General features: G+C 50.4%; 14 protein-coding genes and 2 pseudogenes. 10 read left to right on the forward strand and 6 right to left on the reverse strand.

Translation table 11 applies throughout. The features are described from left to right. The 3 genes and pseudogenes from hemG to M0P74_04205 form a co-directional block, all read left to right on the forward strand. Window positions 1-1057 (forward strand): protoporphyrinogen oxidase (gene hemG, locus M0P74_04195; protein ID MCK9362787.1); only part of this gene is annotated, 1057 nt, incomplete at its 5' end. A 593-nt stretch (window positions 1058-1650) separates the two neighbouring features. After that, window positions 1651-1758 (forward strand): annotated as a pseudogene (locus tag M0P74_04200) (prepilin-type N-terminal cleavage/methylation domain-containing protein). Between the two features lie 407 nt (window positions 1759-2165). Next, window positions 2166-2273 (forward strand): annotated as a pseudogene (locus M0P74_04205) (prepilin-type N-terminal cleavage/methylation domain-containing protein). Window positions 2274-2413: 140 nt separating this feature from the next. Here the strand turns inward: M0P74_04205 and M0P74_04210 are convergent. The 3 genes from M0P74_04210 to M0P74_04220 form a co-directional block, all read right to left on the reverse strand. Beyond that, on the reverse strand, window positions 2414-3652 hold the full coding sequence (locus M0P74_04210) for a YihY/virulence factor BrkB family protein (GenBank protein MCK9362788.1): 1239 nt from the start codon (window positions 3650-3652) through the stop codon (window positions 2414-2416). A gap of 182 nt (window positions 3653-3834) precedes the next feature. Further along, complete coding sequence (locus tag M0P74_04215) at window positions 3835-4746, reverse strand: alpha/beta fold hydrolase (GenBank protein ID MCK9362789.1); 912 nt, start codon at window positions 4744-4746, stop codon at window positions 3835-3837. 126 nt (window positions 4747-4872) lie between these two features. Beyond that, window positions 4873-5433, reverse strand: coding sequence for a ferritin (locus M0P74_04220; protein ID MCK9362790.1), 561 nt, complete (start codon window positions 5431-5433; stop codon window positions 4873-4875). Between the two features lie 309 nt (window positions 5434-5742). Between M0P74_04220 and M0P74_04225 the strand changes: the two genes are divergently transcribed. The 7 genes from M0P74_04225 to M0P74_04255 all read left to right on the forward strand — a co-directional run bounded on the left by M0P74_04225 (window position 5743) and on the right by M0P74_04255 (window position 12205). Beyond that, complete coding sequence (locus M0P74_04225; GenBank protein MCK9362791.1) at window positions 5743-7317, forward strand: tetratricopeptide repeat protein; 1575 nt, start codon at window positions 5743-5745, stop codon at window positions 7315-7317. Window positions 7318-7319: 2 nt separating this feature from the next. Then, window positions 7320-7859 carry a hydrolase gene (locus M0P74_04230; protein MCK9362792.1) on the forward strand — a complete coding sequence of 180 codons (540 nt, stop codon included), beginning with the start codon at window positions 7320-7322 and terminating at the stop codon, window positions 7857-7859. 192 nt (window positions 7860-8051) lie between these two features. After that, complete coding sequence (locus M0P74_04235; GenBank protein MCK9362793.1) at window positions 8052-9041, forward strand: MetQ/NlpA family ABC transporter substrate-binding protein; 990 nt, start codon at window positions 8052-8054, stop codon at window positions 9039-9041. A gap of 11 nt (window positions 9042-9052) precedes the next feature. Next, window positions 9053-9835, forward strand: a complete 783-nt coding sequence (locus tag M0P74_04240; GenBank protein ID MCK9362794.1) for an ABC transporter ATP-binding protein — start codon at window positions 9053-9055, stop codon at window positions 9833-9835. A 13-nt stretch (window positions 9836-9848) separates the two neighbouring features. Beyond that, window positions 9849-10628 carry an ABC transporter permease gene (locus M0P74_04245; GenBank protein ID MCK9362795.1) on the forward strand — a complete coding sequence of 260 codons (780 nt, stop codon included), beginning with the start codon at window positions 9849-9851 and terminating at the stop codon, window positions 10626-10628. Window positions 10629-10682: 54 nt separating this feature from the next. Beyond that, window positions 10683-11435 (forward strand): glycosyltransferase family 2 protein, encoded by a 753-nt coding sequence (locus M0P74_04250; protein MCK9362796.1) that lies wholly within the window; start codon window positions 10683-10685, stop codon window positions 11433-11435. Further along, a complete protein-coding gene (locus M0P74_04255; GenBank protein MCK9362797.1) occupies window positions 11432-12205 on the forward strand; it encodes a class I SAM-dependent methyltransferase in 774 nt (257 codons plus the stop codon). The genes M0P74_04250 and M0P74_04255 overlap by 4 nt, the downstream gene beginning before the upstream one ends. Before the next feature lie 17 nt (window positions 12206-12222). Here M0P74_04255 and M0P74_04260 read toward each other — a convergent pair whose 3' ends face one another. The 3 genes from M0P74_04260 to M0P74_04270 are packed head-to-tail and all read right to left on the reverse strand — an operon-like array spanning window position 12223 to window position 14761. Beyond that, the gene (locus tag M0P74_04260) at window positions 12223-12612 is read right to left on the reverse strand and encodes a response regulator (protein MCK9362798.1); all 390 of its coding nucleotides are present in this window, start codon (window positions 12610-12612) and stop codon (window positions 12223-12225) included. Window positions 12613-12666: 54 nt separating this feature from the next. Beyond that, window positions 12667-13065, reverse strand: coding sequence for a response regulator (locus tag M0P74_04265; protein MCK9362799.1), 399 nt, complete (start codon window positions 13063-13065; stop codon window positions 12667-12669). Then, window positions 13031-14761 (reverse strand): ATP-binding protein, encoded by a 1731-nt coding sequence (locus M0P74_04270; protein MCK9362800.1) that lies wholly within the window; start codon window positions 14759-14761, stop codon window positions 13031-13033. The genes M0P74_04265 and M0P74_04270 overlap by 35 nt, the downstream gene beginning before the upstream one ends. Between the last annotated feature and the right edge of the window lie 38 nt (window positions 14762-14799).

Genomic DNA, 14799 nt, shown 5'->3' on the forward strand with positions numbered 1-14799 from the left:
GATCATGCCGTTGGCCAAGTCCGGCCTCATCTCTTGGCCGGGAAAAATGCGGATGGGCATGGAGCTCTTCGTCCCGCCCCGAAAAGATACGAAGGACGAAAGCCTTGCCGAATTCGTTACGCGCCGGTTGGGCAGGGAGTGCTTAGAGAAGATTGCGGAGCCGCTCGTTGCGGGGATTCATACCTCCAATCCGGACAACATGAGCGTGCTGGCTACTTTCCCCCGCTTTGTTGAGATGGAGCGAAAATCGGGCAGTCTGATCAAAGGGATGATCGCGGCGATGAAAAGAATGCCTCCGCCGAATCCCGCAGGTCCCAGGATGACCTACTTCATGTCGCTCAAAGGGGGTATGCGGGAGCTGGCGCAGGGGTGCCTGTCATACATAGGCGCAGAGCGAATCCATACCGGTACGGTTGTGATTTCGGTTGAGCAGAAAGGGAGCGGTTACCGCCTGATCTTCGGCGACGGCGCTACGGCTGACTTCGATGCCGTGGTCCTCGCCACCCCGTCTTACGTTACCAAAGAAATCATCGGAGGTATGGACAAAGAGCTGTGCGGCAGGCTCTCCGCGATCGCCTGGTCGTCTTCTGCCACCGTCTCTATCGCCTTCCGGAAGGAGGATCTGAAAAAGCAGTTGCCCGGCTTCGGCTTCATCGTCCCCCGCGTCGAGAATAGGCGGATCAACGCCTGCACCTGGAGTTCGATCAAATGGGCGCAGCGGGCGGCGGACGATACGGAACTGATCCGGAGTTTTGTCGGTGGCGGTCATCACGAGGAGCTCGTCTCCCTCGGCGACCGGGAACTGCTCGCCATCGTTCGGGAAGAACTAAGAGAACTGATCGGCATTACGGCGGAACCGGTCTTTTCCAAGGTTTACCGCTGGTTTCAGGGGATGCCGAAATATACCGTCGGCCACCTGGAGCGCATTGCGGCTATCGACGAGAAATGCGCCTCGCATCGGGGTCTCTTTCTGATCGGTTGCAGCTACCACGGCATCGGCATCGGGGACTGCGTAAAAAGCGGTTTTGACGCCGCTGCGGCTATTGCCGCCCTGTGAAAATCGCGCCTTATCTATTGTTGTTGTCCTAATAGCAGACGGAAATATTCAATGCCTTGCAGATATTTGCCAAAGTTCCATCACTTGTAATCAGCGTTGCATCATTTCTTCGCGCCAATAGGGAATAATACAGGCAAGGGACGGAAGGGTTATTTCTCAGCCCCTCGGCGAGGTCTTCTTTCCAGAGTTCTTTTGCTGTCCATACTTGAGTAATAGGTATGCCGAGAAGGCAGTTATTGATGATTAGCAACTGCTTTGGTGACCTTGGAGTTAACAGGACGAAACTGGAAAAATCACGTATTAATCCGTAAAAATCAAAGGAAATGAACAAAGGGGAAAATTGCAGGAAATCTTTCTTTTGGGTACGCTAATGATAAGTGCTTTAAATAATGAACGATATGATATTATGTTCTGGAAACCTACCGGATCGACAATCACGGCATGATCGTTGCTTGTATAATCGCAAAACGATTTTAATAATAATCAAGTAACCCAATGGCAAAGGGGGTGGTTAAGGAAAGAGTAGAGTGATTTTGCAATCGGGAATTATCCACTATTAGAATTTAACCAACCAAACATAAAGGAGAATGAAAATGATTAGTGCATTTTACAAGAAAAACAGTAAAGGTTTCACCCTGATCGAACTGATGATCGTTATCGCAATCATCGGCATCCTCGCGGCAATTGCCATCCCGCAGTTCACCGCTTATAAAAAGAGGGGCTATGTTGCCAGTTGCGTTGCGGACGCTAAGAATGCCCTGACGGGTGTTACGGCTTATGCAGGCGAGAATCCCTCTGTGACCCCTCCTGCTGAAACCATTACCGGGGCTACTGCCGGAACTACTTATACAACTGTGAAAGCGAGTGCCGGTAATACAATTACTATCGCAGCAGGCGCATCGGCAGGAACGCCCGGATCCATAACGGTTACCAGTTCGAATCTTGCCGGCAGTTATATCATCATTGCCGATGGAACCGTAACCAATACGCTGAATTAATGATCGAAAACGGATGTCCGTTGTAAATTCTTTATTGCGAACGTGAAAAACCGAGAGGGACTTCCCTCTCGGTTTTTCACTCTTTACAAAGCTTATTTTGGGGGAGAATCATGAGTCGATCATCTTATAGGGGAAACTTTAAAGGTTTCAGTCTTATAGAGCTGATGATCGTTCTCGCTATCATCGGCATCCTCGCGGCACTTGCCGTCCCCCAGTTCACCGCTTACAAGACAAAATCCTATAACCGTAAACGCGGCAGGAGTAATTACACCCTAAATCTTGTAGAAGTGAATTTAAAGAGTGGGAAGGTTAACCCGTGTCGGCAGGAATCATTTTGCAGAGAAAATCTGTCGGGCAATCAGAGCTCTTTTAAGGGTTTGTTGTCGGGAAGTTTCTCAATGGCTTTGCCGAAGGATGCCAAGGCATCGGCCAGTTTGGTATAGGCCGGGGTGTGGGCGAAGGGCATGGCGTTAATGCCCCGCAGCTCCATTGACTCGATTACGTGCTGAATCGTCAGATTGTGGATGTCCTGGGCTGGTTGAAAGGCCCGCTCCTTGTCCAATTTAGTTTCGGTTACCGATAGAATGCCGCTGCTAACCAGTTCAAAGAGGATTTCGTTGACGAGACGGATCGGAATCTCGAGATCGCGGGAGATCTGCCTCGCCGTCGGCGGAGGTTCATCCTTGGCAAAGGTTTGCACCAGGTGGTGGGCGATCTGGAGGGAGAGCAGCGTCTTGAGACGGTGGCTTGCCTGGCGCGCGTCGGGTTCGAACTCGTAAGTGTCCACATTCTGATGGGCGAAGGAGAGTTCGGCGCCATACAGGACAATCAGCCAGCTTATCTGGAGCCAGACGAGAAAAAGGGGCAGCGCTGCGAAACTGCCGTAGATGGCGTTGTAACTGGCCGCTCCCACCTGGAACGTGATGTATGCCCACTGGACAGTCTGAAAAAGGACGCCGGCCACGATGCCCCCAAGGAGGCCGGCTGGGAGGCGGACCTTTGTATTGGGCATGAAGAGATAGATAAAAGTGAAAAGGCCGGAGAGAAGCAGGAAGGGAAGCAGTTCCAGCAGTAAAAAAATCAGCGGGCTGAATACCCCGAGGATGGTGATCTTTTCCAGAATCAGGGTGACCTGGGTGGTGACGAAGACGGTGACGCTGCTGGCGAGGATGATCAGTACCGGGCAGATGAGCATGATCGAGAGATAGTCGCCTAATTTACGACCGAGGGAGCGCTTTTCCTTGATGCCCCAGATGTCGTTGAAGGCTTCTTCTATCTGCCCCAGAACCTTGATCACCGCCCAGAAGAGGACGATCAAGCCGACGCCGGCGATCAGCCCTCCCTTGGTGTTTTCGAGCAGCGAGCCAGAGAACTGAACGATTTTGTTGAAAACCTCCTCGTGGCCGGCCAGTTTGTTCCGCAATTGGGTCTCGAGGATTTTTGCTAACCCGAAACCCTTGGCAATGCCGAAAGCCATTGCCGCGACAGGGACGATCGAAATAAGCGAATAGAAGGTGAGGGCCGAGGCGCGGAGCTGACACTTGTTTTCGTCGAAGCCGCGAATCGACAGGATCAGCACCCGCAGGAGGTTGATCAAAAATGATTTTCCCGGCGACAGTTCTGTGAGGCGGATTTGCCAGATATCCTTTTGGGCAAAACCCACGGCCCGGAAAAAGAGTTTCCTGATTCTGTCGATGGCGACCTCCTTCCTTGGGGTCTGGCATTATTCAATGTGCCCCAAAACGAAACACTGCAAGGGCAGTTCCCTTCCGCCATCCATCATTTTTTCCCGTTTCCGGGGAATTTTACTGCCTTTTGCGTATGGGCGGCAATAGCCTCAACGATCTTCGGCCACGCGCCGCCGTGGGGCAGATCATGTCCCATCCCCTCGATCAGCAGCAGCTCGGCGCCCGGTATGGAGGCGGCAGTTTCCTTGCCCCCTTCCACCGATGCCAGAGGATCGGCTGTGCCGTGAATAACCAGCGTGGGCGCCTTGATGGAAGTGAGCGCTGCTGTTCTGTTGTCTTGCGTCAGGATGGCAAGGAGCTGACGGGCTATTCCCGCGGTGTAGAAAAAGCGGTCGTAACTGGTGGCAAGCATGTGGCGCGTCCATTTCTCATCAACCGGGAAAGCGGGGCCCGCAATCATTTTAAAGAAACCAAGCATATACTCGATGTTTGCCTCACGTTCGGTGGGCGGAGGGGTCAGCAATGTCCCCAGTATTTCCGGCTTCGGTTGGGGAAGCCTGGGATTGCCGGTGGTGGAATAAATGGAGATCAAACTTAGAACTAGGGATGGGTGCCGAAGCGCCAGCGTCTGAGCGATCATGCCTCCCATGGACATGCCGCAGATGTGGGCGGCCGGGATTCCCAAAGCCTTTATAAGGCCAGCCGCGTCATCGGCCATGTCCCCTATGGAGTAGGGCGCGACGCTTTTGTCGCCGCTCATGACTTTTTCTAAGGAGTCCCTGAAATTGGGCTCGCCCGCCTTGTCGATCTTGCTGGAAAGACCGGTATCGCGGTTATCGTAACGGATTACGTAATGACCGCAGGCGGCAAGCTCCCGACAAAGGATTTCATCCCATTGGAGCAGTTGTCCGCCCAGCCCGATGATCAGAAGAAGCGCTCTATCTGAAGGATTCCCGAATGTTTCATATTCAATCTCGATGCCATTGGCGGCGGCTTTTGCCATTGTCAGACCTCCCGAATTTTGAGGGGCAATCATTAACTCCTGTCCGAATTCTTTACCAAACGCAAAGGAGGGGTTACTTTAGCATCTCCCCCGGATCCCTCTTCACAGGAAGGAGCAGGCAAAGTTTCAGGCCGTAGCGGCTGCTTTCATTGCCGCCTCGATCCCCTTGCTGAAATCCGTAAGCACGGTTGTCATTCGGGTTGCCAGTTCCTTGTCGATCATAAAAAGGCCGTTACCGGCGTCTTTCCCCTTGCCGAGCAAATTTAGGTTGGCGATAATGTCGCTGTCGGTTTCCTCTTCTTCGATCTGTTCGGTTACGTACCATTGCAGAAAGATATTCGTCGCGTGGTCTTTCTCGGCAATGGCCAGGTCAACCAGGTCATTGATTGATTTAGTTATGAATTTTTCATGTTCCAGCGTCTTCTGGAACATCTCGAGCGGGGACTTCCACTCACGAGGCGGTTCCGCAAGCGTCATCAGTTTGACCTTGCCGCCCTGTCGCTGAATGTACTCATAGAATTTCATGGCATGCAGCATCTCCTCGTGGTACTGAACCATGAACCAGTTTGCGAATCCCTTCAAGCCCAGCGAGTTGCTGTAGGCCGACATCGCCATATAGAGATATGCAGAGTAAAGCTCCTTGTTGATCTGGCCGTTTAGCGCGTCTTCCATCTTTTTCCCGATCATTGTCTTTCCTCCTTAAATTAAAATGCTGGCGGACTATCCCGAGCGTTCAATCCATTACAGGATTATAACACATTGAAGAGCATGATTTGGCAATCATTTCAGTCCGCATTTACAAGTATTCTGCAGTGAGGATAAATAGCATTTTTTTGATGTCAATTACAAGCATACTTTAAGGCTTTTCTCTCCTTTTTTAAAAGTGTCGGGACAAGCTGCGATATCGATTTGCCGCTGTATATTTAGTAATTGCATCGCCAAAGTTTAACTGATAATTGACAGCGCCGAAAGTACGTAAATTGCGGGCAGGAATCAATGGTTTCAACAAACAGTAAAATAAGAGGAGATCAGCAGGGATCGCTTTTATGGCTTTCACTTCTACCGGCCTTGCTTGTTGTCATTATCTATCTGCCGGCAGCCTGGTTTGACTTCATCACCCTTGATGACAATCTCTATATCATTGATAACCCCGAAATAACGCTGGGGATTTCCATAGAGGGAATAAAGTGGGCGTTCACAACCCTCTACACGACGAACTGGCATCCGCTGACTTGGCTGTCGCTGCTTGCCGAATATCATTTCTTCGGTTTGCATCCCGCCGGCTACCATATTGTCGGGATTATTCTGCATGCCCTCAACTCTATGCTGCTTTTTTTCGTTCTTTTGGGGTTGACCGGGAAACGATGGAGGTCGGTGGCGGTGGCGGCGCTTTTTGCCGTCCATCCGCTCAATATTGAGTCCGTTGTCTGGATCGCGGAGCGTAAGAATCTCCTCAGTACGCTTTTCTGGATTTTAACAATCTGGTCTTACACACGCTACGTAAGCAGGCCCGGGGCAAAGCGTTATCTGGAGACGGCGCTGTTGTTTGCGCTGGGGCTGATGGCCAAGCCAATGGGCGTCAGTTTGCCGTTTATTCTTTTGCTGCTCGATTACTGGCCGCTTCGGCGATTCTCTTTTACTCAAGACCGTTTGCCGGAGGCGCCTGATTTTAGAAGGCGAGTTCGCATTGTTGTGCGGCTTGTAATCGAAAAAATTCCTTTTTTCGTCATTTCCTTTCTTTCCATTGTGATTACGATTTATGCCGCCAAAACCGGCGGGGCGGCAAAATCCCTTCTGGCATTCCCGTTGCTGGGAAGACTCGAAAATGCGCTTGTATCATATTTTTCCTATATTAAGCTGTTGCTAAGACCGGTGGAAATCTCCCTTTATTACCCGTATCCAAGCTTCATGCCTCTCGGGAAGACGATCGCCGCGTTCTTATTTCTATTGGCCGTTACATGTTTTGTTATTATAAAAGCGAATAAATATCGTTATCTTGCGGTGGGCTGGTTCTGGTATTTGGTAACACTCCTGCCGGTAATCGGGATTCTCCAGGTGGGCAGGCAGGCAATGGCCAATCGTTACGCATATATACCTTTCATCGGCGTCTTCATCATTATCATCTGGGGCATAGGCGATCTCTTGGGCCGTTCGCGAAGATTAAAATATATTGCGGCGGGTGCGATTTTTTTAATGATTGTTTATTGCGGCGCCTTATCCTCGCGGGAGCTTCAAAACTGGAAAGACAGCCGTGCGGTTTATGCCAGGGCCCTGGCGGTGACAAAAGACAACCACATCGCCATCCTCGGCATGGGAAATGAGCTGCTGAAAGGGGGCAAGCTGGCACTGGCGGAAAAATATTATCGCGAGGCGCTGCGGATCCGGCCCGATTACGAGTTGACTAACTACAATCTTGGTCTGGCACTGATGCGTCAGAAAAAAATGAAGGAGGCTGAGTTTTATTTCAGGGAGGCGATCAAATATGATCCATCCTTTTCAAAAGCTTACGAAAAATTAGATGCTCTGCTGTTGAAAGAGGAAAAAATAAACAAGACGAAAGGAGACAGATAGCTATGTTGACAAAAGAAAACAGCGTTTTAGTGGTTATCGATTTTCAGGGGAATCTGGCCCAGGCCATGGATAATAAACAGTATCTTTTCAGCAATGTGCAGAAGTTAATCAGGGGGGGGCAAGCCCTGGAGATTCCCGTTCTGGCGACCGAGCAAATCCCCGCGAAGCTTGGCTCCACCATTCCGGAAATCGCCCAGCATTTAACCGGCGCCAAAATTATCGCCAAGGAGGGTTTCAGTTGCTGGAAGAACGAATCTTTTAAAAAGGAACTGACGGCTTTGAACCGCAAACAAATATTGATCAGCGGCATTGAAGCCCACATTTGCGTTTACCAGACTGCAATGGATCTGGTTGAAGCTGGCTATGAAGTGCAGGTGGTTGCCGATGCAATTTCCTCGAGAACTCCGCAAAACAGGATAACCGGAATTCAGAAAATGGCCGCGGGCGGCGTGGGCATTACCAGCACGGAGATGGCGCTCTTTGAATTGCTGAAAACGGCGGCTGATCCCAAGGCCAGGCAAATATTTCAGATTGTCAAATAAAACGCATTTGTTTTCAATGGCGCCGCTGGCGCTGTCCGCTGAAGGAGCCGTCTGCCCCCGGCGCCCAGGGATTCGTGCTTGATTTTTGCGGCTCAGCGTAATAAGTATTAACAGAACAGTTTAATTTTATCAAAGAATATAATGAATTGCTGCATTTAGCGTTTTAAGGAGCAGCGATAACAAAGGTGAGAAATGGTAAAAAGGTTTTTATGTTTCATCATCCTGCTGGCCGTTTTTTCTCTGATTTTCCTGCCTTCGTCCCAGGGCGCAGCAAAAGGGGAGGGGCTGAAGAAAAATCAAAAAGGGGAAGCCATCGTCAGATTGGGGATGCTGCCGATTATCGACAATTTGCCCTTCTGGGTTGCCCAAAATAAGGGATATTTCCAGGATGAAGGCATTGCCGCCGAGCTGATCTATTTTCCCAGCGCGGTGGAACGGGACAGTGCCTTTACTGCCCACCGGATTGATGCGGCGATTGGAGATTTACTTGCCGTTGCGGCCTTGCATGACGCTGGAATCAAGCTTAAGGCGGTGAGCGTTGCGATGGGCGCAAAAGCAGGCGAGAGTAGATTTGCCGTGTTGTCGGCGCCTGATTCCAAAATTCGCACGCCGGAACAGCTCAAAAACGTTGAAATTGCCGTATCCCTCAATTCTATTATTGAATACTCGACCGATCGGCTCCTCCAGCATAAAGGTTTAAAATCTGCCGAGATTAAAAAGGTTTCGGTTCCGAAGATGCCGGTTCGCCTGGAGTCATTGCTGCAGGGGACTCTGAAGGCCGCCACTCTCCCCGATCCACTGGCAACTTTGGCGATCATCAAAGGCGCCCATGTCATCGCCGATACGATGAACGATAATGTCTCTAAAACCGTTATCATCGTCAGGGAGAATCTGCTCGCGGACAACCTGCCGGCGGTGAAAAAGCTGATCGCCGTCTATGGACGCGCCATTGCCGATATCAATGCCAATCCCTCCGGATTTAACGAGCTTCTGGCGAAGCAGGCGAGGGTCCCGTTGGAAGTTCTTAACAGTACGGTGGTAAAAATGCCGCTGAAGTTCTCCTCCCCGCAATTACCCTCCAGAAATGACGTTCTTGATGTGCTTGCCTGGATGAAGGAGCGCAATCTTTTAAAAAAACCGATTAAGTATGAAGATTTGGTTGCTGAAGCGGTAAGGCAATAAGCGGGTATTTTATGGCAAATGAAGGCGCTTCGGTATCGGTTGATAATCTTTCCTTTTTTTACGCAGGCAACGGCGGCAGGGTCGAAGCCCTGCGAAATATCTCCTTTTCCGCAAAAAAAGGGGATATCTGCACAATCATCGGTCCCTCCGCCTCCGGCAAATCCACCCTGTTGTATATCCTGGCTGGTTTGCTGCCTTTTGCGACGGGCGGCGTTCTGATAAACGGCAAGCGCCCTTTTCCCGGACAGCGCACGACATCGTTAATTCTTCAAAATTTTGGACTTTTGCCCTGGAAAACGATCTGGGATAATGTAACCCTCGGGCTTGTCATAAGAAGACTATCAAAAAGTGAAATACGCGAAAAAGGCGAGAAAATATTAATGGAAATGGGACTTGCGGGATTGTCGGAACGTTATCCCGCCGAGCTTAGCGGCGGCCAGCAGCAGCGGGTGGCGATTGCCCGTTCCCTGGCGACGGAGCCGGAGCTTTTGCTTATGGATGAGCCATTTTCATCACTGGACGCCCTGACCCGGGAGGCGATGCAGGAGGTATTACAAAATATTTTACAGACCAGAGGCCTGACAGTCATGCTTGTCACCCACAGCATCGAAGAGGCGGCCTTTCTGGGGCATCGGATAATCGTGCTTACCGGTCATCCGGGCGCCGTTTATCGAATCTTTGACAACCCTCGGGCAGGCTCTCCGAATTACCGTAAAAGCGATGATTTTTTTCATTTATCCACTCAATTACGGGGTGCGATGGAGTTTGTGCAGTCTGCCGCGCCACTTTCTTAAAAGGTGTGAAGATTTGAAATTAGTTAAAGATTCGGCTGATAAAAAAACCGCCCAAATTAAAAATCTGCTGCTGCAAATTGTCTCGGTGCTTATTCTGTTTGCCTGCTGGCAGCTCCTTGCCCTTATTCTCGACAACCCCGCCCTGCCCACGCCGGGCAAGGCATTTTTTGTATTTTTCGAGCAGCTTCCCGCCGGTTTATGGAAACACTTTCTGATAAGCGGCTGGCGGGTTCTGGCGAGTATTTTTATTTCACTTGCGGCAGGCATCCCCCTTGGCCTTTTATTGGGCAGGGAAGATAAATACGACCGTTTTTTTTCTCCGATGCTCTATCTCACCTATCCGATTCCCAAGATAGTTTTTCTGCCGCTGGTTATGGTTATGTTCGGGTTGGGCGATTTGTCGAAAATCTTCCTGATTACGCTGGTGGTTTTTTTCCAGATACTCGTCACCACCCGGGATGCGGCGCGCAATGTCAGCCAGGCGCTGATAATTTCGGTTGTTTCACTGGGGGCAAAGAGGCGCGACCTTTATCGTCATGTCATCTGGCCGGCGATTATTCCGGATGTTTTTACGGCTCTGCGAATCGGCTCCGGAACGGCGATCGCCGTGCTGTTTTTTGCCGAATCGATTGCCAGCAGCGAAGGGCTGGGATACTATCTGATGGACGCCTGGTCCCGCTATGCCTACCCGGAGATGTTTGCCGGCATCATCGCGATGGGCCTCCTGGGATATTCGCTATACATAGGCATTGACGTCATGGATAAAAAAATCTGTCGCTGGAAGCGGCTGTAAAAAACGGTTAGAGACGGCAGGAAGTGGAAAGAAAACGGGGATTTTTGGAACTCAATGTATAAAGGGAAAAGAATAATTGTCGTAATGCCGGCCTATAATGCGGCCCGAACACTGCGGATGACGTATGACGAGGTCATGGAGCAGGAAATTGTGGACAAGATTATCCTGGTGGACGATGCCGGTCATGATGAAACAGCGGCTATCGCCCGCAGTCTCCCCTTGACGGATGTTTATGTCCATCAGCAAAACAGGGGTTACGGAGGCAACCAGAAAACCTGTTACCGGATGGCGCTTCAAGCCGGGGCGGATATTGTGATCATGGTGCATCCCGATTATCAATACACCCCGAAACTGATCCCGGCGATGGCCGCGCTGATCGGCAACGGTCTTTACCATTGCGTTCTGGGATCGCGGATTCTGGGCGGATATGCGCTTAGGGGGGGGATGCCGCCCTGGAAATACCTCGCGAACAGGGTTCTTACACTGGTAGAAAATATCCTTGTTGGCGCGAAGCTCTCCGAGTATCACACCGGTTATCGGGCCTTTTCCCGGGAGCTGCTCGAAAGGGTGGCAGATGCCCCCAAATCCGACGATTTTCTCTACGATAATCAGATGCTTGCGCAGATAATCTGGCAGGGATGGATGATTGCCGAGGTGAGCTGTCCGACAAAGTATTTTACAGAGGCTTCCTCCATAAATTTTCGCAGGAGCCTCCGCTACGGCCTGGGTTGTGTCTGGACCGGCCTGATTTTCCGACTCGCCCGAATGGGGCTGATAAAATCTGAACTTTTTCCGGTGAACCGTTGACAAATCCTGAAGACAATCGTTTTGAAGATTTCTTTAGCGATGATTTGTATGTATCGTTGAAGAACAGTCTGTATAACTACCGCCTGAGAAGGCGCGCTGTTCGAAAATGCGTGCAATTTCATAAAAATTCACGCATCCTTGAAGTTGGAAGCGGCCTTTCGCCGATGCTGGGGGAAAATAGGCAGGTTGTCTATTCGGATCTTTCCTTTTACGCCCTGAAATCACTTAAGGGGATGCAAAAAGGCGGTATTTATGTTGAGGCCGACGCTTTAAGCCTCCCTTTTAAGACAGGAACATTCTCTATGGTTGTCTGCTCCGAAGTTCTTGAACACATCCCGGACGACCTTTCCGCGCTCAAGGAGATAGAGAGGGTATTGGCAGATGAGGGAACCCTGGTTCTTACCTTTCCGCACCGAAGGGCTTATTTCGCTCTTGACGATCGCTTTGTCCGTCATTTCCGTCGTTATGACCTTGCGGAGATGGATAAAAAACTCCAGGATGCGGGCCTTGAAATAACCGCAATCAAAAAGGTGCTCGGGCCGCTGGAAAAAATAACCATGATGTTTGCAATCTTTATTGTGTCGGAGGTTTTACCGGTTGCGAAAAGGGGAGCGGACAGCAGGCACAATACTTTTCTGATGAAAAAAGTTATTACGCCGCTCTTCAAGATTCTCAACATTCTCTACTGCCTTCCGGCCGGGATCGATGCCCGCATGTTTCCCCGCAGGTTGGCAAGCGTTATCCTTGTCAGGGCCAAAAAACTACCCTGAGATATTAACCAGCCTCTTCAGACTCCGGAAAAAGGATTTTTCCAGCGGTCGAGTTTTTCAAAGGCGTCGTTCACGGCCTTGAAGAGCATATCGAGCGCTATCGGTTTCTTGAAATAATCATCGAAACCGGCTTCCCGGCACTCTTCGATTTCAAAAAGGCCGGACCAGCCGGTAATGGCATTGATGATGGCGATGGAGTTGGTCTTGCGAATCTGACGGCACAGCTCGATGCCGTTTGTGCCGAAAAGCCGGAGATCAATAAAAATAAGTTCGATTTCCTTTTTTCTGCTGAGAATATCAAGCGCTTCTCCGCCATTTTCCGCAAGATAAACCTCGCAGCCGATATCGCTTAAGGCGGACTCGAAAAGGTCGCGAATCGATTTTTCATCATCAATCACCAAGATCATTCGATTCACAGGTAAGATCCTCCACACTATGAGGGGCATTCTCGCTGACGAGAATCATGCCCATCCCTTTGTCCTTGCCACTGCGTTTTCTACCGCGTCCATGATCTCGTCAGGGGTAAAGGGTTTGGGAATGAAGTCGGTTGCACCGAGTTTCATGGCCTCGACGGCGGTTGAGACGGTGGAAAAACCGGTCATGACAACAATCACTGTTTCCGGGTTGCCGGCTTTGATTATGGGTATAAGCTCAATCCCGGATAATCCCGGCATCTTCAGATCGGTAAGGACAATATCAAAGCGTTCCTTTTCAAGAATGCGCAGCGCCTCATCGGCAGAGGAAACGGTATGGACATCATATTTAATGTCGTGTTTTGACTTCTTTTCCGCAAAAATATCATAGCAGCTTCTCTGGACGACGATTTCATCGTCTATTATCAGCAATTTTATTGTTTTCATCTATTCTTTCCTCAACTGGCAATGAAACGGTGAAAGTTGCTCCTTCCCCGGGCTTGCTTCGCACCGAGATGCTTCCATTATGACGCTTGACAATGCTTTGACAGATCGAAAGACCGAGTCCTGTGCCGACTGTCGGACCCTTGGTCGTGAAAAAGGGATCGAACATGCGTTCGATATTTTTCTGAGCTATGCCGCAGCCGGTATCGGTTACAGACACCTCGACCAGCAGGCGGTCATCGGCTACCGTGGATTTCACCACCCGCAGACGCGATTCAATGGTCAAAACTCCCCTGTTTTCCATTGCATCTGCGGCATTGATCATCAGATTCATGAACACCTGATACATCTGCCCTCGATCCACCAGCACATTTGGCAGAGCCGATTGGATATCTTTTATGATTTTGATGTTGTGAAAGGATTCCTGGTTCTGCAACAGACCGATCGCCCGTTCCGCTACATCGTTGATGTTGGTTGGGGTCTTTTCCGGGGTTGTCTGCCTGGCAAACTCCAACAGCGCGGCAACGATGTTGCGACACCTTTTGGTTTCTTCCACAATGGTTTCGAGCCATGCTTTTTGCTTCGGATCTTCGCTTTTATCCAAAAGCAGCGAGCTGTAACTCAGTACGGCGGTCAGGGGGTTGTTGATTTCATGGGCAATGCTTGCGGAAAGTCTGCCGAGTGACGCAAGCTTCAGCGAACGGATAATTTTCTGGTTTGTGACGTCGCTGATTCGATCGTAAATTTCCGGAAAAACAGACTCCAATTCATCCTCTTTCTGACGCATGGTCTGGGTAATCCCCACCTCGGGCTCACATTCATCCTTGTGGTCGAACGTCTCGGCGTTTTCAACGAGGAGGTTCGCATATTCGATATCCGCGCGAATCTTCATGATCATTCGATTAAACGAATGGGCCAGTCGCCCTACCTCGCCGCCATGGGGCGGAAGAGGGCCTACTGTTTTGAAGTCGCCCCGCGACACTGCCTTCAGTTTCTCGATCAGCGCATTGACCGGCCGCAACAGCCAGAACAAAAGGAACGACCCTATAGGCGTCATGATCAGGAAGAAGGCAGCAATGCTCCATCTGTTGATGGAAATCTTCCGGTTGACGCTGTCAAGGGAAATTGCCATGTCGAAGATGCCGACAATCTTTTGTGACTCAGGGTGAATCCCGTGACACTGGCTTGCGCAGCCTGGCTGATTGTAGATCACTCTTGTCACGTTGATTACATGGTGGCTCCCGTCAAACGCGGGAGCGATCCGGGCGCGTTTTATTTGATCGAGGCCTTCCAGGGTGCGAGAATAACCGCTGTTTCTTTCAGTTCTGTTGAAGGGGCGGCCAATCTCGTGCGGGATTGTGCTTTTTTTGATTATCCCCCGGCTGTCAATAAACCTTATGGATTCTATGGCCTCCGTTTTTTGCTGAATCCGTTCGATCATCCTCTGGAGTTTTACGCTGTCATTTTCGGACATGTAATTTGTTGCCGCACACTCGATCGCCATTCCGACATTGTCCGCCCCTTTGAGCGCCTCGTCGATCATTTGCGGTTCCTGAATGTTGATCGTGTAAAAAGCGGCCATGGCGACGCATACAATCAGCGCCCCGCTGATGAATGCGAAGAGCTTGAAGCCCAGACTCTGGAAATAAGACTTCTGCAGCCCGAATATTTTTTCCAAATATAGAAATATCTTAGACATGTCGTGTTTACACCTTGTCGAGACGTGATCTCAGAACG

The organism is Syntrophales bacterium (genome assembly GCA_023229765.1).
Lineage (GTDB): Bacteria > Desulfobacterota > Syntrophia > Syntrophales > UBA5619 > DYTH01.